Below are 26,685 nucleotides of genomic sequence, written 5' to 3'. Positions count from 1 at the left end.
TTATTAAAAACAGTGAAACGTTTAGGAAGAACTATTTGGAAAAAATGGTCTGGTTATCTTCGTCGAAGTTTGGTCGAAACCAAGATGCATTGCATCAAATGATTAGGCGATAAATTAACAGCAAGGAGTTTTCCTAGTCAGGTCAATGAGATTCATGCACGCATAGCAGTATTAAACAGATTTACAGAATTAGGTCGTCCTCATACCCAAGTTGTCACTTGAGTTCTGTTCAGATAAGCAGGTGCTGTCTTTTAAATCTTTGTGCAACAAAGCCTTTTTGATTTATAAAATACTTTAGCTGCTTAAGTTTTCGGGCATAAAAAAACCCGCTTACGCGGGCTTTGATCAGAGTGTTTTAAGCTGACTTTTTCTTCTGCTTGCCGAGGCGGGTAGCTAAAGCCGTGACTTTCTGATAGCCAGTTGGCATGAGGCGCTGAATTAAATCAATCGTTTTGGCATCATTTCCAATCAGCAGACGGCGTTTGTCTTTTTGTACCGCGTCCAAAATTTGACGGGCTGCTTCTTCCGGTGGGCAACGCAGCAGCTTATTGAAATTCTGTACAGATTTTTCCGGATGCATTCCCAGACTACGAATGCTGTCATTCATTTTCGCTGCAATGGCGATATTGGTGCGGATTCCGCCTGGGTGTACACAGAGTGCGCTTACGCCGCAGTTTTCCATATCCAGTTCCTGACGCAAGGATTCGGTAAAACCACGCACAGCGAATTTAGTGGCATTATAAGCAGACTGGGTTGGCTGGGCAGTTAAACCAAACAGGCTGGAAATATTGATGACATGACCATCACCGGTTTTCTTGATTAAAGGCAGAAACTCTTTGGTGCCATAAACTACACCCCAGAAGTTAATCCCGACGATCCATTCCAGCTCTTCATAGCTAGCACCTTCTACGGTAGAACTAAGAGCTACACCAGCATTGTTAAAGATCATATTCACGCTGCCATGATCTTTCTCGACCTCGGCGGCCCAAGCGTGCATTTCTTCCAGATTAGCCACATTGACTTTTTTGGTTGTGACACGAACATCAGTACCTTTTAGCAGCTCAACGGTTTTAGCCAGGCCTTGTTCATTCACATCACTGAGTGCTAAATGACAGCCCTGCTTTGCTAAAAGCACCGCAAGTTGTTGACCGATACCTGAACCTGCACCAGTAATGGCCGCGACTTTATTATTAAAATTTTTCATTGAATTTCCTTGATTAGAACACTGCCCTTCCATGACAGCCTGTTTTTCTGTCGCATAGGAATACAGCACACCGTTTCAATATAGTTTTGACAATCCTTATTGTCAATAATTCCAGCATGTCTCTACGGGCCAATTTTCAGGTTTGAATTTCAGCATAGGTCAAAGCCGGATTTATTGATAAGATACTTAAAATCTCAAGCACATGAGTCTATGGTCTTTATGACGGATGCAGTAAATTCAGGACAAAAACTAGCGAGTAAAAGTAAGGAACGCCAGTTTAAAGGACTTTCTATGGCTGAGCGTCAGCAGGCGCGTCGTGAAAAGCTAATTGAGGCCGGGATTGAAGCTTATGGTCGTCATGGTTTCTTTTCAGTCACAGTGAAGGATATCTGTAACGAAGCCAAACTGACTGAACGTTATTTTTATGAATCCTTTAAGAAAAGCGAACATCTGTTCCAGACCATTTTCCTCAAGCTAATTGACCAGTTACAGCAGAATGTCATGCAGGCCATGATGCAAGCCTCTTCTGATCCAAAGAAAATGATCGAAGCCGGTCTGACTGCCTTGCTAACGACCTTACGTGACAATCCGGGTATGGCACGAATTATTTATATCGATGCGATGCTGGTTCAGGAACTGCATAATCAGGCCACGATTCATGAAACCATGGGCCGTTTCGACCGTATGATTCAGGCCTTTGTCATGCTGATGATGCCGAACCTTAATCGTTCTGAACGAGAGATTTCCCTGGTCTCGACCGGACTTAATGGTTATGTCACCCAGATTGCGATTCGCTGGGTCATGAGCGGCTTTAAACAGTCACTGGAAGAAATTCTGTCTTCCTGTAGTCTGGTGTTCTTTGCTTTATTAGACACTTTGGGTACAGAAAAACCAGCGGATCCGGTTAAATAATTTTTAAATCAAGATAAGTTCCAGATAGATTTACTTGTAAGTGATCTACAAGCCTTTGAATTAACACCCTCTTATAAAATAACAGCTTAAATTGTGAAAAATCTTTGCAAAAAGTCCCAGAACTACCTATTCTGCAATGATACTGTCATAATTAATCTTTGTAATAAGCCTGTCATAAATATAAAACGGTCCACCGTTTGCATGAAATAGGGTATTGCGCTGTGAAAGATGACTACATTCTAATTGTTGATGATGAACTGCCGATTCGTGAAATGATCCACACTTCTCTAGATATGGCAGGCTTTCAATGTTTACAGGCAGAAGATGCCAAGCAGGCTCATCAAATGATTGTGGACCAGCGTCCAGCATTGATTTTGCTGGACTGGATGATGCCGGGTGGCGTCAGTGGTGTCGATCTATGTCGTCGTTTGAAACGTGATGAAAACCTGTCCGAAATTCCTGTCATCATGCTGACTGCGCGTGGTGAAGAAGATCATAAAGTTCAGGGACTGGACGCCGGTGCCGATGACTATATGACCAAGCCGTTTTCGACCCGTGAGCTGGTTTCACGTATTAAAGCTGTTTTACGTCGCTCCAATGCCCTCAGTGGTGAAAAATCCATTGATGCTAATGGATTGGTATTAGATCCAGTCAGTAAGCGTGTGAATTTTGGCAATACTATACTGGACATGGGACCCACTGAATATCGTCTCTTGGCATTTTTCATGACCCATCCGGAACGTGCTTATACCCGTGCGCAGTTGCTGGATCAGGTTTGGGGTGGCAACGTCTATATTGAAGACCGGACCATTGATGTGCATATCCGTCGCCTGCGCAAGGTACTCGAACCTTATGGCGCTGACCGCTATGTACAAACTGTGCGTGGCACCGGTTACCGTTTCTCGACCCGTGTCGATGTTGCACTCGGTTAATTATTTTTAGGTAAATCTCGTTTTATGTATGAGCCCTATCCTGTTCCCGAACTGTCACACGAGCACAAAAGACTCCGTTACAGCAGCCTATGGGATTTTGCCAAGCAAGATTTACGTCTCCTTCTTCTCTTCCTGGTAATTGCCAGTTGTATTGGCCTAGGCATCGGTTATTTCTGGATCTGTATCATTCTGGCCTTTGTTGCCTTCTTTGGTACACAATTGCGTTCACTCTACCTGGTCAATGAATGGATCTCGAACCGTCCCTATGATGTACCGCCAAATATCAACGGAATCTGGGGCGCTTTACTGTTCAATGTTTATCGGGCCCAGCGTCAGGAACGTGTCGTTCAGGCTGAAATGGTTGAGCTGATTGACCGTGCACAGTCCTCGCTAGTCGCCCTTCAAGAAGCTGTAGTGCTGATTGATGAAAACCAGCAGATTGAATGGTGGAATCCGGCGGCAGGACGTTTACTAGGGATTGGTCAGGAAGATCGCGGCCGTAATATCCTGAGTTTGTTACGTCAGCCAAATTTCATTGATTACTATCATCATATTGATGATGCACCTGATGGCCTTAAAATGAAGTCTTCGATATTCGAAGATCATTATGTGCAAATCAAAATGACCCGTTTTGGCGGTGAAAGCCGCTTACTGGTCGCTTATGATGTGACCCGGATGCATAATCTGGAACAGATGCGTAAGGACTTCGTCGATAATATTTCGCACGAACTGCGTACACCTTTAACTGTGCTCAGCGGCTATATCGAAACCTTTACCGATCAGGAAGATATTAGCCCGCGCTGGAAACGCGCCTTTGACCAGATGCAGTCCCAGACCCGTCGCATGAATGCACTGGTGAATGACCTGTTACTGCTATCCCGTCTGGAAAATGACAAGAATATTGCCAAGAACCAGATTATTGACATGCCGAATCTGATGAACCAGCTGTTTGATGATGCGCAAGCCTATAACGTGGATTATGGCCATACCCTAAATCTGGATATTGACAGTCACTGTGACCTGATCGGCTCAGATATGGAAATTGCCAGTGCCTTTAGTAACCTGATTACCAATGCCATCAAGTACACGCCTAAAGGTGGAACCGTTACCATGGGCTGGCATGATGATGGTGAATCGGCTTATTTTGTCGTAGAAGATACCGGGATTGGGATTGATCCTAAACACTTGCCACGTTTGACCGAACGTTTCTACCGGGTAGATTCTGACCGTAGCCGCCGTACTGGTGGCACAGGACTGGGGCTGGCAATTGTGAAGCATGTACTGATGCAACATCAGGCCCAGCTCGAAATTGATTCCCGTGAAAATCAGGGATCCACCTTTAAGGTGATTTTTCCTAAAGAACGTCTCAGTTTCCCGGACTGATTCAAAAATAAAAAAAGGTGCAAGTCGCACCTTTTCTTTTTTAGCGAAGGTTTTAAGACTTTAATGCCTGCTCTTTGGATAAGGCCCGGAAATAAGCTGCTCGATGCGAGATCCGTTCCAGATAGGCTTGAATCGCCGGATAACTTTTACCAGTACGGCTTTGCATGGCTTCGAGTGGGAAGCTCATCTGAATATCCGCAAAACTGAAACGACCGGCAAAATATTCATGCTGGCTTAAATGATCTTCCAGAAACTGGATATGGTCTTTTAGACGGCTTTGTACAAACTGCTTTTTCACTCCTTCACAAATTGTTTTAGCAACTGGACGAACTAAAAATGGCACTTGCTCAGGAACTTTAGTCATCACCAGTTGCATGACCAGCAAAGGCATCAAAGACCCTTCTGCATAATGCATCCAGTAACGGTATTGCGCCTTGTTCTCGGCACTGATCGGCTGAAACTGATGGGTCGAATCATAGGTTTCTTGGAGATACTCCAGAATGGCGGCAGACTCAGCCAGTACCAGATTCTGATCTTCCAGAATCGGAGCTTTACCCAGAGGATGAACCTGTTTCAAAGAAGGCGGAGCAGAATAGTTTGGCAGGCGTTTGTAATACTTGATCTCATAATCAAGTTCCAGCTCTTCCAAGGCCCACATGATTCGAAATGATCTTGATTGTTCGAGATGATGTAAAACACGCATATTAGACTCATGATTTTATTGTTATTACTGCGTGAGCATAGCAAAAAGTCTGGCTCTAACTAAAGAGTTTATTAGTCTACTTACATTTTCCCTACCGGATATAGCGTACCCTCTTTAGCTTAAATCAGGCTAGTGCGAATCTCCAGACTGCGTAACAGGGTTTTGGTCACCGGGGTTTTGGCACAAATCTCCAGAATTTTCTGCTGCAAAGCCGAATCATGAGTAATATCGAAACTTAAGCGTCGTTCAATCCATTCCTGCCCTTCTTTATTGGCAAAAAATTCTGCTTCAACCTGAAAGTCGCCCAGTTCAATGTCCTTATGTTTGGCATACATGCGCAAAGTAATCATGGTGCAAGAGATCAGACTGCCTAAAAGCAGATCATAAGCTGCAGGACCTGCATCCTGCCCGCCGAAGGATTCTGGTTTATCGGTCAGATAATGATGCTGGCCATGAGTGATTTCTCCCTGCCACGGTATGGTTAAACTCTGTATTTTGGCAATTGCGATACGGGCCATACTGATCCTTTGTTCTTATGATTATGTAAAAGTTATTTGGAAGCTCGCATATGTTCCGGAAATGCCGGTGCTTCCATACGTGGGCCATCATAGCTTGGAATGGTGCCAAAACGCGGGTGTCCCATCATCCACTGTTCACGGGCCAGCTTAAGTTCTTCCACATCACGCCCCACTAGATTCCACCACAATAAAATAGGGCTTTCAAATGGCTCTCCACCAATCAGCAGGACTCGTCCACCGGCATGAATTTCGATATCCACATGCTGTAATCCGGGTTCAAGAATCACCATATTATCTTCAGTCAGTTCATGCCCATTAATACTTGCCAGCCCCTCAAGGGCCATAAAACCATATTCAAATCTTGGATCTAAACTCAGACGGGCACGGGTACTTTCAGCAGCGAATAGATCCACCCCCAAAAGTTCGGTATGAACCTTAACTGGTGATAGTGTATCCAGAAATTCCCCGACCAGGACCGTACATTGAATGCCCTGTTCTTCGATCACAGGTAATTCCGGATAATGATCAAACGCCGGAGCCATATTGATCTTGTCATCAGGCAGGGCGATCCAGAGCTGTGCTGCATGCATTTTGGTTTCAGTTTCCGGTGAAACCTCTGTATGCGAAATGCCATAGCCTGAAGTCATCAGATTAACCTGTTTCGGCCGGATCAATTGCCGGTTACCCAGACTGTCACTATGCATCATGGTGCCTTCAATCATCCAGGTAAAAGTTTGCAGGCCAATATGCGGATGCGGTCCGATATCCAGACCATCTCCCTGAGGAAATTGAGTGGGACCGGCATGATCCAGAAAACACCAGGCGCCAATCATACGTTTATGCCGACTCGGCAAGGCGCGTTTAATGACGGTTCCCTGCCCGATTTCCGCACGCCGTAAAGGAACTTCCTGTATGAACTGATTGATATACTTTTCACAATCATCTGAATTTGACAGTTCAATATCATTATTATTCGACATGGTTGAGCTGACCTCGGCAAGTTCATTCTGGCTGTATGCTGTATCAAGACATCTTTCCCTGATCATCACAAGATGTCTATCTCATAGAACAATGTACCGCGTCTACCCGCAAAATCTATCTTTGGAAATATTTCGATACGTATAAAATGTGCTACTCATCAGAACAGTTCAAATACTTAAAGGCTTCAGTCTTCCAAAGACTGTAATCAAGTTCTTGGTGATGAATTATATAATCATTCAAGTAATCAACATTATCTCATTTAAATCAACTTATTCATCCTGCTCATGTTTCACGTGAAACGCTTATTTTTATTTATATAAACTTTTAAAATCAGCAATCTATAAAAATGTGATCCGTCTAGCTTTATGTTCACAAAACAAAAATTTTGTTACGTTTTCTTTTTAAAAATCGTGCTACCCCCTAATTCTAGGGAGATTGTTTTTTATTCATTTGGTTCATAATAGGGCCCAATAAAAATAAGATTGGATCAGGACATGTCATCCTCGAATGAAAATATATATTCAACGGCGAATATGTCTTTTCAAAACTCGACCACGGATAGATCATTAAAGTTGGCCGAATGTGATCTGCAAAATCGCCAGTTAATTGAAGATGCGCTTGTACATCGCGCTGCACCTATTCCTGCGCAATTCCAGCAGTACTTTTATAACTATCTTTATGTGCATCGTCATCAAAATCTTCGCCAGATTAATTACATGGCACAGATCGCCTTTTTGCTGTATTTCTTTGCCGATATTTTTATTATTCCTGACATGTTTTTCCTGTCTGGCCTGATCCGGGTATCACTGGTCATTGCTGTCATGTTTTGCTGCTATTACCTGTTTAAGCATCAAAAGAATATCCGGGTTCTGGACATGATTTTGCCTGTGGGCACGACTGTGGCTGCAGCGACCTGGATTGGCCTGCTCCTGCTGTCGAGCAGCCCGCATGTGTCGACTTATATCTATGCTTCTGCGATCTTTATTTTAATTACCAACCTCTGTGTACAGACTGAGTTTAAGGGTGCCTTGTATTGTTCCATTTTTATCGCCTTGTTTATCATGATTGGAGTGACTCATCTCATGAGTCTATCGCAGGCCTTTATTTTCACCGTTGTTTTCACACCTCTCTGGGCGTTTAGTATTTATATCAACTGGAATAATATCATCAACATACGGCGATCTTTTCTACGCACTTTGCTGGATGAATGGAACTATCAAACCTTAAAGAATCTTGCCCATACTGATGATCTGACGCAGTTATTTAACCGTCGTCATTTTGTGGATATGGCGGAACGTTCAATCCATCAATGGCCAAAGCCTGCCAGCACCTGCCTATTGATGTTTGATGTCGATTATTTCAAGAAAATCAATGACAATTATGGTCATGATGTGGGTGACCGGGTGCTACAACTGATTGCTGAAATTACCCGTAAAGAAATGCGTTCTAGTGATGTACTGGCACGTTTTGGTGGAGAAGAATTTATTGCCTTGCTGGAAAATACCCAGCTACAGGACTGCCTGATGATTGCAGAACGGATTCGCTGCTCGATTCAAAAGCAGGTGATGCACATCAATTCTGACCAGAAAATCCAGTTCACGATCTCCATTGGTATTGCTGAACTTGAATCTCCACAACAGGAACTTGAAGACCTGATTAAGCATGCGGATATTGCGCTTTACGAAGCCAAAAAAGCAGGACGAAATCGGATTCGGGTCTATCATCCTAATATGCTGCAACCGACTAAACCGCTCTCTCCAAATCCTTGGAATGTATTTAAACCACTGAATAAACAGGAGCAGTCTGGCGCTCATCATAAAGCGAAACAGTCTTGGTCTGCTTTGTAAGTTGAGAGCAAAACCAAGATTGTTAGACAAGAATTTAAGAATTAGACCTAAATCTGTTTGTGATGCTTTTCAAATAATTTCTAAAAGAATAGAATATTTTTCATACAAATATAAGTATTCATCTTATTCATTTCTTTGGATTTAATGTGGGAAGGAGATATGCCAGATAAATATGAAGAAGAAGCTCGCCTCCTGCTTCAGGATACCCTTCACGATCCTCTTGTTCGTATTCCAGAGTCTTTAAAACCTGCCTACTTTAGCCATCAGAAACAGCTCACTCTAAAATATTTGTTGTAGGTAAACCTATTTGCACAGGTGGCATATGCCTCCTACACCCTTGCCGATATTCCGGTACTGAATGACATTATGAATTTGCTCATTCTGACCAAGCTAGGCTATACCTTGGTAATTCTACTGATTACCATCTGGATGTATCATTTTTACCGGAACTTACCTGTATTTGACTTGCTGTTGCCGACCTCGATTATCGGAGCAAGTGCAATCTGGTTTTTTAATCTGAATCAGTCTGAAAGTCCGCATACACTCATTTATCAATATGCTTCACTGGTCTTTATTGTCCTGGCCAATTTATGTGTGCAGATCCGCTTCTGGCCTAGTCTGATTAATTCCGGTCTGATTACATTGGTGATTTATATTGGTGTGTATTTCAATACCCAAGCTGATCTGTATCAGATGTTCTTGTTTTCCCTGATCTATATACCGGTATTGACCTTCAGTTTATATATCAGCTGGAGTTCTACACTAAAATCCCGTTTGGTATTCCTGCAACATACCCTGAATGAATATCATCGTCAGCCTTTTGAAAATCTCGCCCATACTGACTCGCTGACAGGCCTGAATAATAGACGCTGTTTTGAATATCTGGTGCAACAGCTGAGCCAAAAGAATCTCAACCAGCCTGCTCCAATCAGTTTGCTGGTCTTTGATGTCGATCATTTCAAGCAGATCAATGACCGTTATGGACATGATGTTGGAGATCAGGTGCTCCAGATGATTGCTCAAACCACATGCAATGAAATGCGACGCCATGATGTGCTGGCACGCTATGGGGGTGAAGAATTTATCGCATGCCTTACTGAAACTTCACTAGATGATGCACTCAAAATTGCCGAGCGTTTAAGACACAAAATCGAGAATATTATGGTCAATCTGGAACATGGGCATCGTCTCGATTTTCACCGTTTCAATTGATGCAGCCATTCTGGAAAGTAGTGAAACGGATTTAATGGCGCTGATTAAACAGGCTGATATTGCCCTGTATCAGGCTAAAGCCAATGGTCGGAACCGAGTCGAGTGTTATGATCCTGAACTTGACCAAGGTTTGCTTGGAGAACTTCAAAACTGGCAGGTTAAACCGGCTTAAATGTCATTTGAAAAATAATAAAAAGAGCGCCGAAGCGCTCTTTTTTATAGGTAATTTTCGTTAGAAAATTACTCCCATTCAATTGTTGCTGGTGGCTTAGATGAAACGTCATATACCACACGAGAAACTTCAGCAATTTCGTTCATGATACGTGTAGAAATACGGTCTACCAGGTCATATGGAAGATGTGCAAAACGCGCTGTCATAAAGTCGATGGTTTCAACTGCACGAAGTGCAATTACCCATGCATAACGACGGCCATCACCGACCACACCCACAGATTTCACTGGTTGGAATACGGCAAAAGCTTGAGCAGTTTTGTCGTACCAGCCGCTTGCGCGAAGTTCTTGCATGAAGATGTCATCAGCAAGGCGAAGAATATCAGCATATTCTTTTTTCACTTCACCCAGAATACGAACACCAAGGCCTGGACCTGGGAACGGATGACGATAGATCATGCTGTGTGGCAAGCCTAGAGTTGTACCCAATTTACGTACTTCATCTTTAAACAGGTCACGCAATGGTTCAACCAGGTCAAATGCCAAATCTTCAGGCAAGCCACCTACGTTGTGATGCGACTTGATGACATGTGCCTTACCTTGTTTGCTGGCAGCAGATTCAATCACATCTGGATAAATCGTACCTTGTGCAAGGAAGGTTACGCCATCGAGCTTACGCGCTTCTTCAGCAAAGACTTCGATAAATTCGCGACCGATGATTTTACGTTTTTTCTCTGGATCAACTTCGCCAGCCAAAGCAGAAAGGAAACGGTCTTCAGCATCAGCGCGGATCACGCGGATCCCCATGTTGTCTGCAAACATCTGCATCACTTGATCGCCTTCGTTCAAACGAAGCAGACCGTTATCTACAAATACGCAAGTCAACTGATCGCCAATTGCTTTGTGCAAAAGCGCAGCTACAACTGATGAATCCACGCCACCTGAAAGACCTAACAATACTTTTTCATTGCCAATCTGTTCACGAAGCTGTTCTACACGCAGGTCAATAATATGTTCTGGTGTCCACAGACCACGACAACCACAAATCTGGTGTACGAAGTTAGACAGTAATTCTGCACCTTTCGAAGTATGTGTCACTTCAGGGTGGAACTGGATCCCATAGAAACGGCGAGTTTCATCAGACACCATGGCAATCGGACAGCTTGGTGTGCTTGCAGTCACCTGGAAGCCTTCTGGAATACGTGCAACCTTGTCACCATGACTCATCCAGACATGCAGCTGGTTTTCACGGTCTTGCAGCTGACCAATCAGCTGGTCACGTACCACGATATCCACTTCTGCATAACCGAACTCATGTACAGTACCTGGCTCAACTTTACCGCCAAGCTGTTCACACATGGTTTGCAAGCCATAACAGATACCCAGTACAGGTACACCTAACTCAAATACCACTTGCGGCGCACGCGGGCTGCCTTCCAGGTGAACACTTTCAGGTCCACCAGACAAGATGATACCGTTTGGATTAAATGCGCGAATGTCTTCTTCAGACATGTCATAGGCATACATTTCAGAATATACACCAGCTTCACGGACACGACGTGCGATGAGCTGACTATATTGAGAACCGAAATCCAGAATCAGGATACGATCTTCAGTAATTTGAGTATTGGTAGTCATGACAAACAACTATGAAAGGCAAACGAAAGATAAGCGCCGTATTCTAGCATTTTTATTAGGCTTAAGCACACTATTCCCATCCGCATAATAATTAAGCAGTTTATTTTTTTAAATAGAATTAAGCTTTCGATTCAGCAGGAGAGCTTTCCCTTCTCTCCCCAGAATTCAATATATTTACGCTATTTGGATTTCAATATTTTAAGACCGGCCAGTTAAGTTGCTATTGAAGGTTTATTTCGCTTACCTCTATCACGGTCTTCACTGGGATGGCGTTTAGGGTTAAACATGGGAGCCACCTTTTGATTTTTATTTTAATGACATTTTCATGCTAAGCCTGTTTTATAGGAATTTACCGCCAATTTGTAAGATAAATTTTTAATTCACCCATCAGGGATGAGCGGGCAATTATTTTCCAGTTCGGTACTGACTTTCATGCCGCAGACTGTTAGGATTTGATCACCTTTTTGCTTGTTTTTTCCCTATGGAACTGCTTGATTTTATCCTCCACGTTGATGATCACCTGCTCGAATTCATTACCAATTACGGCATCTGGATTTATGGCATTCTTTTCCTGATTATTTTTGTTGAAACGGGACTGGTGGTGATGCCATTCCTGCCGGGAGACAGCCTGTTATTTGCATCAGGTGCACTAGCGGCTTCAACGGGTGCAATGGATCCATGGGTACTGATTCCGCTACTGTTCACTGCGGCAGTGCTGGGCGACACCCTGAATTATCATATTGGTAAATATATTGGGCCACGTGTATTTGAGATTGAATCACGTTTTATTAATAAAAAGCATTTGCTTGCTACCCAGCAGTTCTTTGTGAAACACGGTGGTAAAACCATTATTTTTGCCCGTTTCATTCCTTTTGCACGTACCTTTGCACCTTTTGTTGCTGGTGCGGGAAGTATGAATTACAAATATTTCCTGACTTACAATATAATCGGTGGCTTTCTCTGGATCAGTTCATTTGTGATCCTGGGTTATCTGTTTGGCAACATGCCAATCGTCAAAGACAACTTCACTCATCTGATTTTCGGTATCATTATTTTAAGTGTCATGCCTGGTGTGATTGGCTTTATTCAGCAGAAACTCAAGAAAAATAAAATCGCCTGAAAGCCTAGAATTATTGATTGAAAATTTATTCCAGCCAATTGATCAACAAGGGCACCAGGCAAAGCAGTAAAAACAGAGCCGACCCTTTATAAATCAGGTCGGCTTTTCTTTTTGCCGACTCTCCCGCCAGAATCGCTTGTCCAAAGATCATCCAGAACAATGCAACAAGCAAGGCAATCCCAGTAAAAATCGCAAAGACTAGAACAAAGTTACTCGGACTTTCCCAAGTAGACAGCGGCAATATCCCTGTCGCCAGAAGCGCTGCTTTGGGATTTTTCAAGGTTCCCTTAAACATCTGCCAGGGACGGATCTGAGGATGACTCTGATTATATTGTTCCAGTTGCCGTGCTTTGAATAAATGGAAGGTCATCCAGCCCACACCAATTGCACTCAGCACATGCACCAGTTCCTGAAAACTGGGCCAGATCGGTGAAAACAGATGGACCAGCAGAGCCCACCCATTGATCGCGTATAAATACCCTACCAGAATGACGGGAATATACAGACTGGTTTTGGCTGTTCCCTGCTGATAGGCAGAACTGGCCACCAATGCATTGGCAGGTCCAGGGATCATCAGCACTGCTATTGTTGCAAAAACAAAGAGCCAGTTTTCAATCATGGTAGTTAAACATATCAGACAAGGTGATTACCTTAACCAATCTCGTGTTCTGATCACAAGACGGGATCTTTCAAAATTTTATGCGCATCGGTCATTTTTTCTGGTGAATACTGTGAACTGTGTCACTTGAGCAATCATTTTTAAGATAGAAAAAATGCCGACTTAAAGTCAGCATTTTTTTGATATTTAGAGGGCTATTTATTGGTGTTTTGACGGACAACAATTGGGCAGGCTTTAAATTTTGCAGCTTGTACAATAGCTTCCTGTTCACCCAGTAGACGTGCCGTTTCAGTGCGTTTGGTATTGGAAGACTGTCCCATATTCACTGATACACTCGGACCAATGCCCCAGCCACCGCGGCTGCCCCAGCCACCACCGATGCCTACCCCTACGCCGACACCTGTACGTTTAGGCGGCTCAACACCATTATCAAGATATTGCTGAATACGGTTGTATTCCCCCTGAAGCTGCTGACAGTTGAGGGTTTGATAATGAGTGGGTGAAACATAGGTCGGTTTGACCGTCGTTGCACAGGCACTCAGCAAGCTAAGTATGCTGATCGCCAGGCTTATTTTCACAAGTTTCATAGTTAACTCGATCTTAATGCTGCTCTATCTCATTGAACAATGATTGATAGGCCTGAGTCAATTTATGATCAGTTGCCAAGTGAATTAATGGCTGATTTTTTTGATGTGACTCTTTCATCAGCACCGACGGTGGCAACATGCTGTTTAGTACCGGAAGACCTTCATCTCTTAGTTGCTGTACCACTTCGCGAGGCAGTTTTGCCTGAGCCTGAAACTGGTTGACCACGATGCCTTCAATTTCCAGACGTTCGTTATGATCATCCTGAGTTTCGATGACATTCTCAATCAGAGTTTGCAAGGCCCGTTTAGAAAACACATCACAGTCAAACGGAATCAGAACACGGTCTGCAGCAATCAGGGCTGAAAGTGTAAAGAAATTAAATGCTGGCGGAGTATCAATAAACACCCGGTCATAATGCTCAGCAAGTGGTTGCAAGGCATCGCGCAGCTTATAAATCTTATGCTTGGATTCCAGTGCATGGGCCAATGTGCCCAAACTTGGACTGGCCGGAATGACATCCAGATTTTTAAAAGGTGATTGATGCAGATAACTTTCCAGCCCTTTAGCCCGGGTCTTGAGAATGGAGCCAATCGCATTACCAATTAAGCTTTTGCTCTGCTGGTTCCCCAATACATCTTCAAAATAGTTTTCAATATTCGGCTCCAGCGCCGGCTTGTCACTCGAATAGGTTGCATCATCCCCTAGTAAATACTGGCTGGAGTTTGCCTGCGGATCAAGATCGATTAACAGGGTTTTAAGCCCCTGATGCGCACTGATTGCTGCCAAATTGACTGCAATACTCGATTTCCCCACCCCACCTTTTTGATTAAAAACCACACGAGTATGCATAAACACCCCTCTTTATTTTTCTAATGATCAGTATGTTTGAGTTCATTGACTGATGAATAATTTAGCCAAAATTCGGCTTGATCATGACCAATACCATAATCACAATAAGTGAAATCACAGCAATAAATAAGCCAGCACGGCGCTGTACTAGCAGGATTGAATCATCTTTTTTATACGCTTTGCCCAAGGATGAAATCAGCACCAGGAATAAAATGATTTTGGCATAAAACCAAGGCTGTACATCAAAATTCTTTAAAAACAGGGCAATAATCCCAGTTAAGGCAATCACGCTAATTACCAGGTGCTGCAAAGCGACCAGAAATACACGTGCTTTTGGATTCGGTTGATTGCCCTGTGTACCCATAAACAGGGTAATAGCACGCGCAAGAATGGCCACAATGGCCAGTCCTGCCGCAGACATATGAATAATCTTGACTAAAAGCTGGGTATCCATAAAGTCCTCTTAGTTTTTTGGTGCATGTGCACATTCCGGACTAGACGTATCCTGTCCTGTCCACTCTTCAGGCAAGAAAGCATGAATTGCCAAGGCATGAATTTTATCTTTAGACAGCAAATCACCTGCCGCAGCATAGACCTTTTGATGGCGTTGTACCGCACGCAGGCCGGCAAAGGCCTCACTGACAATCACCGCCTTAAAATGCGATTCCTTACCCGGAAAATATCCACCATGACCCGAAGATTCATTCACGACTTCCAGGTAAGTAGGTGACAATTGTGCCAAACGGTCTTTCAGTTGTTGTTCTAAGCTCATGGCCTGACTCCGATTCAAGATATGGGTCCAGTATACCCTGTTCTATCTGCTATTTCGGTGCAAGAAATGTCTGCAATTATTTGATTGTGCCGAGATTTCATTAAATTTTGCATAAATTTTGTCTAATTGTCTGGAAGCACAGAGAATATTGCTTTTATTTTATGCAATCGACACAAGATTTTTCATAAAGTTATTGACCCTGTTTTTGCATGCTGTATTATACACGGCATGCGGGAATAGCTCAGTTGGTAGAGCACAACCTTGCCAAGGTTGGGGTCGCGAGTTCGAGTCTCGTTTCCCGCTCCAAATTCTTTTTTGTTCATTTTTTAAAGTAAAAAATCGATCGACCCTGCGGGAATAGCTCAGTTGGTAGAGCACAACCTTGCCAAGGTTGGGGTCGCGAGTTCGAGTCTCGTTTCCCGCTCCAGATTCAAAAAGCCCTCATCGCAAGATGGGGGCTTTTTTCTTATTGATTTTATTATATTTTTTGAAAATTCCCCTTCCTTTGTTATTCGATTCAATAAAAAATATTCTTAATGTAATTTGTATTTTGTGACCAAGATGTGACCATGGCGTGCCCACGACCATAAAGATGGTCTCAATTGACCTTAAATGTCCTCAATCGATCACCACTTTCAGAGCTTTTTTGAAGGCAAAAAATCACCCTGTTCTCTTCCAAACAAGGTATTTTTTACCAAATGATCAATAATTTGTGACCATTTCACTTTTTGATGTGACCATTTGTGACCAAACTATTCACTAACAGATTGTTCTTTATTGTCTTTTTCAAAAACAAATAAATCCCCTACCTGTACATCCAAATAATCACAAATTCGATCGATGGTCTCCAAATCAATTCGAGTCAATTCGCCATTATAAAGCTTATGCAAAGTTGTCTTATTAATGCCTGTGCCACGAATTAAGTCAGCTACACGCATTTTTCTTTCAGCCAACAATATTGGTAGCTTACAAATAACCATTAATTTTTCCTCTAATACAATGAAAATTTAATTGCATTTAATTAAATTTGAGGTTATTTTAGGTCTAAGGATGAAAAATTCCTTACATCCGATGAATTACGCTAGGAATACAATTATGTCATATACCTATCTCACAGCCCAGCAACTGGCTGAAAAAATCCAGTACGACGCTCGTACCATTCGCAACCAGCTGAAAGACAGTGTCTTCATTGAAGGTGTTCACTACATCCGTCCTTTTGGTGGCCGCAAAATTCTTTTTGTTTGGGAACGTATTGAAACTGAAATGCTTAAATTCACTGGTTTAAGCATGGATGCCTTGCAATAAGGCTTAGGAGGTTTAACTGATGGCTACCATCCGGGAACGAAGTGGCAAACTGATTGCCGACTTTCGCTATATGGGCATTCGTTGCAGAGAAACAACCAATCTTGAAGATAATGCCTATAACCGTCGCATTTTGAAAAAACGTCTCGAACAGCTTGAGGCAGAAATCACACTGGGCACTTTTGAATACGAAAAGTACTTTCCAAAAAGTAAACGTGTCGATGATTTTAAGGAAAAAAGAAGTCAGCAAATCGCTGTACAAACTAAGGTTCCTCTTTTTAAAGAGTTTACTGAAGTGTGGTTTAAACAAAAACAAGTTGAATGGAGAACTTCTTATCAACAAAAGGTTTCAATTATTATTAAAAATTATTTGATTCCTGCTTTTGGTAATCAGGTTCTCTCGAAAATCAAGAAGTCAGACTTGCTGAACTTCCGTGCTTCCCTCGCCAAAGTGACACACGGAAAAGATCAAACAAGTCTGAAAGCATCGCGGATTAATCAAATCATGACGCCTTTACGTATGATACTCAATGATGCGGCTGAACGATACGAGTTTGAGTCGCCTTATAAAAATATTAACAATCTGAAGGAAAGCAAGATTGAAGTCACACCTTTTTCTCTGGAAGAGGTGCATAAAATTCTTACCACGGTGCGTGAAGACTTCCGTCCCTATTACACCATTCGCTTTTTTACGGGTATACGTACCAGTGAAATCGATGGTCTGCAATGGAAAAATATCGACTTACAGCGTCGCGAAATCCATATCAGAGAAGCGTTAGTGAATGGTGTTCTTGGTGGAACCAAAACTTATGGCTCTGACCGCACGATCCAGATGAATGACCGGGTTTACCAAGCTTTTCTGCAACAGAAAAGCTTAAATAATGGTAAATCAGAGTTTGTATTCTGTAATCGTGACGGTGGACCTCTCGATTATCGTCTGGTGAATAAACGTGTCTGGCATCCGATCTTGCGCTTTCTGGGATTAAAGCCTAGAAGAGCCTATCAAACACGTCATACCGCAGCAACGCTCTGGCTGTCGGCAGGAGAAAATCCGGAATGGATCGCACGTCAATTGGGACATTCAACGACTGAAATGCTATTCCGGGTCTATAGCCGTTACATCCCCAATGTTACCCGTCGTGATGGCAGTGCATTTGAAGCCATGTTGGAGCGACTAAATACAGAGGAGCTTGCACATGAATAGTAAAGCTTTCTTTGGTGGTGTGGTCGTCAGTCCTGAAGCAGATATGGTGGCTCGTGAATTAATCCATGAGCTACACATTCCCAAACTGCACAATCTGGCCTTTTTGCTGGAAATCAATAAATGCTTCGATGATCACCAAGCATTGAGACTCTGGTTACAGCGAATGCTGGATGAAGGGCAAGCCCATTACGATGATTTAGCCCGACAGGCTCGCATCCGGTTAATGAGCCTGGCTCCATGATCAAATAAATATACAAGGTTATCTAATTGATGACCTTAGCCCCCTCTATACCTATAAAAAGGTGAACACATGCATAAACATATTTCAATTTGGATGCCACTCTATATTGGCGACCTACAGGCGAAATTTGCACGAATGACAGCAGAACAAATTGGTGCGGCACTGCTGTTAATGATGGATTTCTGGAAAAACGGTGCTATTCCTCATGACCTAGCGACAGTATGTAGCATCACAAAATTATCGCAACATACCAAGGCTAAAACTTTGTTGAATACGCTAATAGCCCTGGAATTGTTTGAAATCGAATCTGAGCAAATTCATTCAAGTTTTTTAACCAGTTTAAAAAGCCAGGCATTGCAAAATCAACAAATGAAATCTGATAAAGCTAAAAATGCAGCTCAAGCACGTTGGGGGAAATCCGCAAGTAATGCTCAAGCATCAGCCAAGCAACGAAAAGTAAATGCTCAAGCAGCTCCTGAGAAGAGCCCGAGTATTACTCAAGTCATGCTTGAACCATGCCCTTCATCTTCATCTTCATCTTCATCTTCATCTTCAAATTTTGAAGAAAAAAATGAGAGTTTTTTAGAAAATTCAAAATGGATTTAGGAGAATGATCATGAATACCATGCTTAAAACGCTCCAGTTTCGCGCAGAAACAACAGAAGCACTCTGCCCTACCCATCATATACCCCTGATGGAAATCGCCGGTCACAGGCTTTGCAAATTGTGTGCAAAAGAAATGGTCCATCACTCACATGCAGCCTACGCAGATGAGCTGCAACAACGGTTGCTGCAACAGAAAATCAAAAACTCAGGGCTCAATAAACGCTACCTGGACCGTGGCTTCAAGAATTATGTAGTTGCATGTCCTGCTCAAGACAATGCCATGAAACTATGTCAGGCTTTTGCACAGCAGATTATTTCTGACCATTATCCAAACCTGCTGCTCATTGGTACACCGGGTACAGGAAAGACTCATCTGAGTGCGTCAATCATTCGCAACATCCTGCATAATAGTACAAAATCTGCACGCTACTATACAAGTGCAGAAATTGCTCAAAAAATGATGGATACCTGGTCAGATGCTTCACGCTCTGAAAAGGAAGTCATCGACCATTTCTCCAGTTTTGATTTATTGGTGATTGATGAATATGGCTTGCATGACCGGCATGAGAAACGTCTGGAGATGGTGCATAAGGTTCTGTATAGCCGTTATGACAATATGAAGTCCACGCTGCTAATTTCTAATTTCACATTACAGAATATGCAGCGGGATTTAGGTGTCCGATTATGGTCACGGTTGCATGAAAACAATTTGATTGTAGTGCCGTGTTATTGGGATGACAGAAGATTAACTGGGTAACAAAATCTGCATAGCCAATCACCCTAAGAGTAGGGTGATTGGCTTTTTATAATAAAAACGAATTTTATATATACAATCTAACCAGATCTAGGTTTAATTATTAAAAAAAATAACTTCCATATATATTTTTTTAACTTCCAAAAGCCAATATGCTGATATAATTTTATTTTTTAGCGGTTAAAATTTTCTTAGCATGGACGGAAATTGGTTCGAATTCATAGCAATACAAGGCTTACAGGCTCGTAAAGCCTTTTACATCATTATGGTTCCTCTCAAAGTTGTACCTAAATTTTTTAAATTTGATGATGACTCATTACCACCAGCAATGCGTGCCCAACGCACATTAAACAAAACAAGAATTCCTCAAATAAGCAGATATATAATTGATAATCCTGATGAATATATACTTTCATCTCTCTGTGCATGCGTAGATGGAGAAGTTGTATTTGAGCCCAATGATCTTTCTAATAATTTGGGTAAGTTAAAAATTTCAATGGATGCTACTGTCTTAATTAATGATGGCCAACATAGAAGAGCAGCTATAGAAGATGCTCTCAAGCATCGTCCATATCTAGGAAATGAAACTATTTCTGTTGTGGTTTATGCTGATCAGGGCTTAAAACGTTCTCAGCAAATGTTTGCTGACCTAAACATGCATGCAGTAAAGCCAGCTCAATCAATTAAATTACTTTTTAACCATAGAGATGAACAATCACATATTACTAAGGCAGTAATTGAAAATATTGAACTATTCCGCAAATTTACCGACTTTGAAAAGTCTAGTTTATCTAACAGAACAACTAATTTATTTACATTTAGCTCCTTACATCAAGCAACTAAACAACTATTAAATGATTTACCACAAGAAGCTACTCATGAAGAAAAGATTATAATTGCGACTAAATTCTGGAGCTGTGTAATTCAATATATTCCAGGGTGGCTAAATCTTTTAGAAGGTAAAGTTACGGCAGCTGAGTTAAGGAATAGTTATATCCATGCTCATGGCATTACAATCCAAGCTCTCGGTAAATTAGGCAATATTTTACTCACACAGTATTCAGAAAACTGGGAGTCTAAACTCAGTAAATTGATACATATTGAATGGTCTCGAAATAACCTAAAAGTCTGGAATAACCGCGCTTTAGTTGCAGGAAAAATAAATAAATCTCGTAATAACCTCGTTTTGGTCACCAACTACATGCAAAAAACTTTAGGAATTCCATTGAGTATTGAAGCACAAAGAGTCGAAGACCTACTTACTCACTCACTACATGCAAGCCAAGATGCTCTTAATGAGGAGATGGTCTAGATGAGCTTTTTTGAAAACAATTCTCTAAAAGATGTATATGAATCTATCCAAGAAGTCTATTTATCCGATCAAAGACCATGGGTAGTTGGTTATTCTGGTGGTAAAGATTCGACTTGTGCATTGCAATTGGTATGGAATGCTTTAGAAAAACTTCCAGCTGAGCAAAGACAAAAACCCGTGTATGTAATTAGTTCAGATACGCTTGTCGAAACTCCTATCATTGTTCGTTACATTGATAAAAACTTAGAAAATATTCAACGCAAGTCTGATGAACAAGGTATGCCTTTTATTGTACAAAAGGTCAGTCCTCGAGTGGAACGTTCATTTTGGGTGAACTTGATTGGCCGCGGCTATCCTGCACCAAGTAATAAGTTTCGATGGTGTACTGAACGACTTAAGATTGAGCCAGCAAATGACTTTATTACCCAACGTGTAGCAGAGTTTGGTGAAGTTGTCGTTGTGTTAGGTGTACGTTCATCTGAAAGTGCGACACGTGCACAAGTAATCGCAATGCACAAGATTAAAGGGACAAAACTTGCCAGACACTCGTCTTTACTAAATGCTTATGTATTCGCTCCTATTGAAGCTTTTACCACAGATGATGTATGGAACTTTCTATTACAGAATAAATCACCGTGGAATAACGACAATCGTGAACTCGTCACTATGTACCGCAATGCACAAGCTGGTGAATGCCCTCTTGTCGTGGATAAGACAACGCCTAGTTGCGGTAATTCCCGCTTTGGTTGTTGGGTATGCACAGTAGTTCAGCAAGATAAATCCATGGAAGCGATGGTTGAATCTGGTGAAGAATGGCTAGAGCCGTTGCTTGAATATCGTGACCTCTTGTCATCAACTCAAAATCCTGAGAAAAAATTTATCTATCGGGAGTTTAAACGCCGTAACGGTCAAGTTGCATTTAACCATGCAAATGGCAAGCTCGTACCTGGTCCTTACAAACTTGAGTTTCGTAAAGAGCTTCTTACAAAACTTTTGGAAATTCAGAAACAAGTACAAGCTGAAGCACCGATTGGCGAAGCACCTGTCCTTATTCATCCAGCAGAGTTGCATGAGATTCGACGTTTATGGCGTTCCGAAAATGGGGATTGGACTGATTCCGTTCCGCAAATTGTAAAAAATATATTAGGCGTTGAACTAGATTGGGAACTTGAAGATAGTGTTTTATATAATACCCAAGACTTCTCTCTACTTGATTCAATCTGCAAAAAACATGAAATTCCAACAGAACTTATGGTGAAACTCATTGGAGTTGAAAAAGCTTCCCATGGTCTCAAACGCCGCCATAACATTCATAGTCAATTAGGTAAAGTACTTAATGAGGAATGGCGCGATTTAGCTACAATTCTTGTAGCTCGCAATTCTGATCAAGACATTAACGAAATCATTGAAACAGATGATGAGGAATCTTCTTTCACCGAAGAAATTTCTTCAGGTCAGTTAGATTTATTAAATAACGCTGGAGTTAATCCATGATTATCAAATCATTAATTTTAGATAATGTTGGTTTATATAGTCAGCGTACTGAGTTTTCACTTGAACCTAAAAAATCATCCATCTCCAATCGACCAATTATTCTGATTGGGGGTCGTAATGGTGCTGGTAAAACTACATTCCTAGACTCCGTACGTTTAGCTTTGTATGGTAAGCGTGCATTAGGTTTAGGGATCAGCAACAAAGAATATCATCAGTATCTTTTAAGCAAGACAAATCAAAATCACCCTGAACGCACCTCTAATATTGAACTCAAGTTCATTTATACGGAAGGCAGTGTCCCGGCTGAGTTTACAGTTTATCGTTCGTGGGTAATTGGGTCCGATCACCAAATACATGAAAGTTTAGATTTGCAAAAGAATGGTAAGACCGTCACCTCTGTACCAAAGCAAGAATGGGAAAATTTTCTACTAGAATTGATCCCAATTGGGGTTTCTCAACTGTTTTTCTTTGATGGTGAAAAAATTCAAGATATTGCAGAGGACAACAATGCTGCATTATCAGACTCTATTAAAAATCTACTAGGCATTGATTTAATCGAAAAGTTACGCCTGGATTTACATTCATATTTAAGCCGTAATAAATCTGATGAAGCGGGAAACAATGATGTTGATTTTCTTGCCCAGCAAGTAGAGCAGTTCAAATTACAAGAAGAGCTATTAAACAATGAGTACGCTCGAATTAAGTTTGAACATCAAGCATTATTAAAAAATATTGAACGTCAAAGACTTCGTTTTGTGTCAGAAGGTGGTGCTATTGCATTGGAATATGACCAACTCAAAGCTAAACTTTCTCAACTTAATAAAGACATTAATGTCTGCAAACAAGAGCTAATTAATTTAGCAAATGGATTAATCCCTTTCTTATTTGCACCGAAACTCATAGCTAAGTTTACAAAACAGTTAGAAGGTTCATCAGCAGATCAATCTTCAAATCATCAACTTTTTGAACAAGCACTTACATCATTCCAAAATAGTTCAATCCAGAAAAAAGATCTCTGGAAAGAAGATCATTGGGAAAATCTGAATGAGTTCCTTGCGAGTTACTTTAACTCGCAACCACAGTTAAGTTCACACAAAGCGTTCACTGAATTAACTGAGCCTAAGCAAACCTTAGTCAAACTATTGAGCTTAGATACTGAAGTTAAAAAACAAGTTCAAACCTTATACGAACGATTTACATACTTAAATCAAGAAAAAGAAGCAACAGAGTTTTCAATTGCTCGTGCAGAGAATGCAGAAGACTCTAACGCCTACCTTGATGAGTTATTACAGAAAGAACGTAAACTGGGTGAGCTTGATCTTATTTTGAATCAAAAAGATGAGGAACGTCGTAAGACCAGCTGGGAGGTTGTAACAGCCGAACGGAACTTAAAGTCAGCTAGTGAAGCAGTTGCGGAGTTTGAACTACAAAATCATAAAAACTCATTGGCGGCAAAAGGTATTAAGGCTCTTATTGATTTTGAAATTGCATTACTTGAACAGAAAATTACTCAGGTTCGCCAAAACTTTGTAGAAATTTTCAACTCGTTACTACGTAAACGTAATTTCATTACTGATTTACAGATTGATGCGAAAACCTTTAACACGCGTTTAATTAAAACCAATGGGAAAGTTGTTGAGAAATCTGCTCTATCGGCTGGTGAAAAACAGATCTATGCGATTGCGATGTTATGGTCTTTGGCTAAAACAAGCGGACGTCATCTTCCAATGATCGTCGATACGCCACTTGGCCGTCTAGACCGTGAACACCGCGATAACCTGATGAAGTTCTACTTCCCTCATGTGAGTCATCAAGTCATTATTCTTTCTACTGATACAGAAATCGATGATCTCTATGTAAATCAGCTAGATGAGTTCATCTCTGAAAGTTACTTACTTGAATACAATCATGAGTTAGCCTCAACTCAAGCATTGCCAGGTTATTTTACTGATTTAAAACGTACGAATACGGAGAAAAGAATTGCACTACAGCAAGCTTAAAATTTCATCTGAGGCAACCACTCGCCTTCGTATGCTGAAACAACGTACTGGTTTAACACCAAACCTGCTTTGTCGTATTGCACTCATGATGTCATTAGAAGAAGGTCCTTTAGGTAATATTCCTCTACCAAATGAGGATGGTTCTGAGTTTAATGCCTATACGTTAACAGGTGAAAATACAGATTTATTCTTATCACTTCTAAGATATGTAGAAGACAATCAAGCAGAACCTTTAGAAAATAAAGTACTTCTTGATCGTATGCGTGGGCATATTCATAGGGGGGTTGGTGCTATGTCTGTACGCTATAAATCTTCTGAAAGTTTAATTGCTAATATATAAATTAAAAGGCAAGTCTTTACGGCTTGCCTATAATTGATGTCTAATCGAATATAAATATTAAAGACCAAATTTCAGATATAAATATAGAAAAAATTCCATAAATCATATATTTTACAGTCAACTTTACTAACTAAAAAAATTTATGATTTTTGTCATAAGTTAATGATGAATCATAGTGCTAAGAATATATTATGACCACCCCAAAAGAGACTTTTAATGGCTTCCTCGAAGGCTTTAGCTTTGTTTGGAAACAAACAAAAAATCCTATAAAGCACCCAACCTTTTGGTTATTTTTTACAATTGCAATTCTTATCTTCGGTTCATTAGGAGTATGGTACGAATGGAGAAACGTTAAAAACTCCGATTATCAAGCCCTATTTAACGCTTTTATTCTTCTCACCCCTCCTTTAATTAGTAGTGCATATCTACAACTACTTTTTAGTAAAGTTCCTTCAAAACCTGCTAAAGGTCTATTAGGTCTTTTCGTGGCTTTGGCAGGCTATATATTTTTTGAGCTCATAGGTACAACGTTTAAAACCCAAGATTGGGATTTATATTTTTTCACAGCGGTCATGGTTTTTATTACATTATGGATAACCTGGATACAACTTTCATTAAATGATGATCTCTATGATTTTGATCCTCAGGCCTTAGGACCGAATCCTAAAACTGAGTTACCACAATCAAGAAAACGTAAAGTCAAAATGTAATTAAGGTCTTTTAAAAATGAAATTTCCCATCAAAGTTCCCGCAATAAAAATCGAACAACCTATGGCAACTTTTTTCGCTGTATCTCTCCCCGCCAAAGTTTTACTAGAAACCTGCTTTAGTGATCATGTTCAAGCGAAAAAAACACAAGATGGATATGATCTTGTAGGAACTCAACGAGCTTTAAACAAGATCCGCTTAAAAGAAATTAGTGAATATATTGATAGAAACGATTCAGCTTTCCCAAACTCTATTATCCTTGCTGCTAATTATCATGAGTCGGGTTACACCCTGAACGAATATCTCGAATCTGAAAAGAATGACTCACTAAACTCTGCTAATTTTAATGAAAATCTTAAGTCAGCAGAATGGACAATTACTGAAATACAAAATCCAAACTCTGACTTAACTTTCCATATACTAACTATTCCAACACCAAATAAATTAGCAGCAATTATTGATGGTCAACATAGACTTTTTGGATTTTCAAAAGATCATCTTAAAAACTCAAAACGTTTAGATATGGAGCTTCTATGCTCTGTCTACATTGATTTACCCAAACCTTATCAGGCTCAAATTTTTGCCACTATTAACTCAAAACAAAAGCAAGTTGATAAAAGTTTAACTTATGACTTATATGGCTATAATATTTCAGATGAGGATTTAGAGTATCTAAGCCCTGATAGACTAGCAGTATTTTTTACAAGAAGACTTGCAATATTGGAGGAATCACCTTTTTTTAATAGAATAAAAATCAAACCCTATCAAGAGGACAAAACAGATAAAGAAGATTGGAGTATTTCTACAGCAGCTGTTGTTGAGGGCATCATGAAGCTCTTTTCAAGCAATCCAACTAAGGATACCAATTTCTTACTTAGTGGTGATAAGCAGAAAAAAAGATACACCTTAGAAGATGATACGAGAACAGATAATTCCCCTCTTCGAGATTTATATATTGAGTGCGAGGATAAAATATTATTCCATGTTGTGCTGAACTTTTTTAAAGCATGCCAAAACATACTTTGGAAAAATGCTTTACCAAGTTCATTCATCACCAAGACTATAGGTATTCAAGCGTTATTTGATATTTTAAAGCAAGTCAGCAAAGATGCTATTGATGGTGGAGATATTCGTCCGCAATATTTTGAAGCATTACTCTCCCCCGCAAAAAATATAAATTTCGCTGATGAACTTTATAGAAATGCTTCTGGATCAGGAAGAAAGGAAATTCGTGAAGCACTAGAGAAAAAATTAAAAATAAGAAAAGCCTGAATA

At 40.9% G+C, this 26,685-nt stretch carries 30 protein-coding genes, 2 tRNA genes and 1 pseudogene; 22 read left to right on the top strand and 11 right to left on the bottom strand.

Annotation, left to right across the window (positions count from 1 at the left end):
* Positions 1-222: pseudogene (locus RJ01_RS16630) on the top strand (IS5/IS1182 family transposase); the annotation flags it as partial.
* A 133-nt stretch (positions 223-355) separates the two neighbouring features.
* On the opposite strand, the gene RJ01_RS13305 reads toward RJ01_RS16630, so the two are convergent.
* Positions 356-1,204 carry an SDR family oxidoreductase gene (locus tag RJ01_RS13305; RefSeq protein WP_005233350.1) on the bottom strand — a complete coding sequence of 283 codons (849 nt, stop codon included), beginning with the start codon at positions 1,202-1,204 and terminating at the stop codon, positions 356-358.
* A 219-nt stretch (positions 1,205-1,423) separates the two neighbouring features.
* Here RJ01_RS13305 and RJ01_RS13300 point away from each other — a divergent pair, with 219 nt between their 5' ends.
* The 3 genes from RJ01_RS13300 to phoR all read left to right on the top strand — a co-directional run bounded on the left by RJ01_RS13300 (position 1,424) and on the right by phoR (position 4,431).
* Positions 1,424-2,116 carry a TetR/AcrR family transcriptional regulator gene (locus RJ01_RS13300; protein WP_034171440.1) on the top strand — a complete coding sequence of 231 codons (693 nt, stop codon included), beginning with the start codon at positions 1,424-1,426 and terminating at the stop codon, positions 2,114-2,116.
* Positions 2,117-2,337: 221 nt separating this feature from the next.
* Complete coding sequence (phoB, locus tag RJ01_RS13295; protein WP_004780667.1) at positions 2,338-3,048, top strand: phosphate regulon transcriptional regulator PhoB; 711 nt, start codon at positions 2,338-2,340, stop codon at positions 3,046-3,048.
* A 24-nt stretch (positions 3,049-3,072) separates the two neighbouring features.
* The gene (gene phoR, locus RJ01_RS13290; protein WP_034171438.1) at positions 3,073-4,431 is read left to right on the top strand and encodes a phosphate regulon sensor histidine kinase PhoR; all 1,359 of its coding nucleotides are present in this window, start codon (positions 3,073-3,075) and stop codon (positions 4,429-4,431) included.
* Positions 4,432-4,483: 52 nt separating this feature from the next.
* On the opposite strand, the gene RJ01_RS13285 is transcribed toward phoR, so the two are convergent.
* The 3 genes from RJ01_RS13285 to RJ01_RS13275 all read right to left on the bottom strand — a co-directional run bounded on the left by RJ01_RS13285 (position 4,484) and on the right by RJ01_RS13275 (position 6,632).
* The gene (locus tag RJ01_RS13285) at positions 4,484-5,134 is read right to left on the bottom strand and encodes a glutathione S-transferase (protein WP_004780664.1); all 651 of its coding nucleotides are present in this window, start codon (positions 5,132-5,134) and stop codon (positions 4,484-4,486) included.
* Positions 5,135-5,253: 119 nt separating this feature from the next.
* The gene (locus RJ01_RS13280; protein ID WP_034171437.1) at positions 5,254-5,652 is read right to left on the bottom strand and encodes an OsmC family protein; all 399 of its coding nucleotides are present in this window, start codon (positions 5,650-5,652) and stop codon (positions 5,254-5,256) included.
* Between the two features lie 32 nt (positions 5,653-5,684).
* The gene (locus tag RJ01_RS13275; protein ID WP_034171436.1) at positions 5,685-6,632 is read right to left on the bottom strand and encodes a pirin family protein; all 948 of its coding nucleotides are present in this window, start codon (positions 6,630-6,632) and stop codon (positions 5,685-5,687) included.
* A gap of 495 nt (positions 6,633-7,127) precedes the next feature.
* Here RJ01_RS13275 and RJ01_RS13270 point away from each other — a divergent pair, with 495 nt between their 5' ends.
* The 4 genes from RJ01_RS13270 to RJ01_RS16750 all read left to right on the top strand — a co-directional run bounded on the left by RJ01_RS13270 (position 7,128) and on the right by RJ01_RS16750 (position 9,864).
* A complete protein-coding gene (locus tag RJ01_RS13270) occupies positions 7,128-8,480 on the top strand; it encodes a GGDEF domain-containing protein (protein ID WP_034171435.1) in 1,353 nt (450 codons plus the stop codon).
* Positions 8,481-8,624: 144 nt separating this feature from the next.
* Entirely contained in the window at positions 8,625-8,777 is a 153-nt protein-coding gene (locus RJ01_RS16625; RefSeq protein ID WP_227504438.1) for a hypothetical protein, read from the top strand.
* Positions 8,778-8,795: 18 nt separating this feature from the next.
* On the top strand, positions 8,796-9,692 hold the full coding sequence (locus RJ01_RS16755; RefSeq protein WP_264673495.1) for a GGDEF domain-containing protein: 897 nt from the start codon (positions 8,796-8,798) through the stop codon (positions 9,690-9,692).
* Positions 9,658-9,864: a diguanylate cyclase domain-containing protein gene (locus tag RJ01_RS16750; protein ID WP_264673494.1), complete on the top strand. Its 207-nt coding sequence runs from the start codon at positions 9,658-9,660 to the stop codon at positions 9,862-9,864. Before RJ01_RS16755 ends, RJ01_RS16750 begins: the two co-directional genes overlap by 35 nt.
* Positions 9,865-9,932: 68 nt before the next feature.
* On the opposite strand, the gene guaA is transcribed toward RJ01_RS16750, so the two are convergent.
* Positions 9,933-11,501: a glutamine-hydrolyzing GMP synthase gene (gene guaA, locus RJ01_RS13260; protein ID WP_005233328.1), complete on the bottom strand. Its 1,569-nt coding sequence runs from the start codon at positions 11,499-11,501 to the stop codon at positions 9,933-9,935.
* Positions 11,502-11,982: 481 nt separating this feature from the next.
* Between guaA and RJ01_RS13255 the strand changes: the two genes are divergently transcribed.
* Positions 11,983-12,621, top strand: coding sequence for a DedA family protein (locus RJ01_RS13255; RefSeq protein ID WP_004780651.1), 639 nt, complete (start codon positions 11,983-11,985; stop codon positions 12,619-12,621).
* A 25-nt stretch (positions 12,622-12,646) separates the two neighbouring features.
* Here RJ01_RS13255 and RJ01_RS13250 read toward each other — a convergent pair whose 3' ends face one another.
* The 5 genes from RJ01_RS13250 to RJ01_RS13230 form a co-directional block, all read right to left on the bottom strand.
* A complete protein-coding gene (locus tag RJ01_RS13250) occupies positions 12,647-13,240 on the bottom strand; it encodes a hypothetical protein (protein WP_005233326.1) in 594 nt (197 codons plus the stop codon).
* A gap of 194 nt (positions 13,241-13,434) precedes the next feature.
* Positions 13,435-13,827, bottom strand: coding sequence for a hypothetical protein (locus RJ01_RS13245; RefSeq protein ID WP_005233324.1), 393 nt, complete (start codon positions 13,825-13,827; stop codon positions 13,435-13,437).
* A 13-nt stretch (positions 13,828-13,840) separates the two neighbouring features.
* A complete protein-coding gene (locus RJ01_RS13240; RefSeq protein ID WP_005233323.1) occupies positions 13,841-14,677 on the bottom strand; it encodes a ParA family protein in 837 nt (278 codons plus the stop codon).
* A 61-nt stretch (positions 14,678-14,738) separates the two neighbouring features.
* Entirely contained in the window at positions 14,739-15,131 is a 393-nt protein-coding gene (locus RJ01_RS13235) for a SirB2 family protein (protein ID WP_034171434.1), read from the bottom strand.
* A gap of 9 nt (positions 15,132-15,140) precedes the next feature.
* Complete coding sequence (locus RJ01_RS13230; RefSeq protein WP_004780643.1) at positions 15,141-15,449, bottom strand: BolA family transcriptional regulator; 309 nt, start codon at positions 15,447-15,449, stop codon at positions 15,141-15,143.
* Between the two features lie 230 nt (positions 15,450-15,679).
* Here RJ01_RS13230 and RJ01_RS13225 point away from each other — a divergent pair.
* Both RJ01_RS13225 and RJ01_RS13220 read left to right on the top strand, forming a co-directional pair.
* Positions 15,680-15,755: transfer RNA gene (locus RJ01_RS13225), tRNA-Gly, on the top strand.
* Between the two features lie 45 nt (positions 15,756-15,800).
* Positions 15,801-15,876 (top strand) — tRNA-Gly (locus RJ01_RS13220).
* A 325-nt stretch (positions 15,877-16,201) separates the two neighbouring features.
* On the opposite strand, the gene RJ01_RS13215 is transcribed toward RJ01_RS13220, so the two are convergent.
* Positions 16,202-16,429 carry a helix-turn-helix transcriptional regulator gene (locus RJ01_RS13215; protein WP_004895349.1) on the bottom strand — a complete coding sequence of 76 codons (228 nt, stop codon included), beginning with the start codon at positions 16,427-16,429 and terminating at the stop codon, positions 16,202-16,204.
* Between the two features lie 115 nt (positions 16,430-16,544).
* On the opposite strand from RJ01_RS13215, the gene RJ01_RS13210 reads away from it, so the two are divergent.
* The 11 genes from RJ01_RS13210 to RJ01_RS13160 all read left to right on the top strand — a co-directional run bounded on the left by RJ01_RS13210 (position 16,545) and on the right by RJ01_RS13160 (position 26,682).
* Positions 16,545-16,754, top strand: a complete 210-nt coding sequence (locus RJ01_RS13210) for a hypothetical protein (protein WP_000122748.1) — start codon at positions 16,545-16,547, stop codon at positions 16,752-16,754.
* A 19-nt stretch (positions 16,755-16,773) separates the two neighbouring features.
* The gene (locus tag RJ01_RS13205) at positions 16,774-17,955 is read left to right on the top strand and encodes a site-specific integrase (protein ID WP_034171433.1); all 1,182 of its coding nucleotides are present in this window, start codon (positions 16,774-16,776) and stop codon (positions 17,953-17,955) included.
* Entirely contained in the window at positions 17,948-18,196 is a 249-nt protein-coding gene (locus RJ01_RS13200) for a hypothetical protein (RefSeq protein ID WP_034171432.1), read from the top strand. Before RJ01_RS13205 ends, RJ01_RS13200 begins: the two co-directional genes overlap by 8 nt.
* A gap of 69 nt (positions 18,197-18,265) precedes the next feature.
* On the top strand, positions 18,266-18,802 hold the full coding sequence (locus RJ01_RS13195) for a DUF1376 domain-containing protein (RefSeq protein ID WP_034171431.1): 537 nt from the start codon (positions 18,266-18,268) through the stop codon (positions 18,800-18,802).
* Between the two features lie 10 nt (positions 18,803-18,812).
* Positions 18,813-19,559: an ATP-binding protein gene (locus RJ01_RS13190; protein WP_034171430.1), complete on the top strand. Its 747-nt coding sequence runs from the start codon at positions 18,813-18,815 to the stop codon at positions 19,557-19,559.
* 193 nt (positions 19,560-19,752) lie between these two features.
* Complete coding sequence (gene dndB / locus RJ01_RS13185) at positions 19,753-20,868, top strand: DNA sulfur modification protein DndB (protein ID WP_034171429.1); 1,116 nt, start codon at positions 19,753-19,755, stop codon at positions 20,866-20,868.
* Positions 20,869-22,362 carry a DNA phosphorothioation system sulfurtransferase DndC gene (gene dndC, locus RJ01_RS13180; RefSeq protein WP_034171428.1) on the top strand — a complete coding sequence of 498 codons (1,494 nt, stop codon included), beginning with the start codon at positions 20,869-20,871 and terminating at the stop codon, positions 22,360-22,362.
* The gene (dndD, locus tag RJ01_RS13175; RefSeq protein WP_034171427.1) at positions 22,359-24,362 is read left to right on the top strand and encodes a DNA sulfur modification protein DndD; all 2,004 of its coding nucleotides are present in this window, start codon (positions 22,359-22,361) and stop codon (positions 24,360-24,362) included. Before dndC ends, dndD begins: the two co-directional genes overlap by 4 nt.
* A 31-nt stretch (positions 24,363-24,393) precedes the next feature.
* A complete protein-coding gene (gene dndE / locus RJ01_RS13170; protein ID WP_264673493.1) occupies positions 24,394-24,702 on the top strand; it encodes a DNA sulfur modification protein DndE in 309 nt (102 codons plus the stop codon).
* A gap of 191 nt (positions 24,703-24,893) precedes the next feature.
* A complete protein-coding gene (locus RJ01_RS13165; RefSeq protein ID WP_034171425.1) occupies positions 24,894-25,412 on the top strand; it encodes a hypothetical protein in 519 nt (172 codons plus the stop codon).
* Positions 25,413-25,428: 16 nt separating this feature from the next.
* Positions 25,429-26,682, top strand: coding sequence for a DGQHR domain-containing protein (locus RJ01_RS13160; protein WP_034171424.1), 1,254 nt, complete (start codon positions 25,429-25,431; stop codon positions 26,680-26,682).
* Positions 26,683-26,685: the final 3 nt, after the last annotated feature.

The organism is Acinetobacter sp. YZS-X1-1 (assembly GCF_000804305.1).
Classification (GTDB): Bacteria; Pseudomonadota; Gammaproteobacteria; order Pseudomonadales; family Moraxellaceae; genus Acinetobacter; species Acinetobacter variabilis.
Note: the sequence above shows the minus strand (reverse complement) of the source record. Positions and strands in the feature narration are given on the sequence as shown.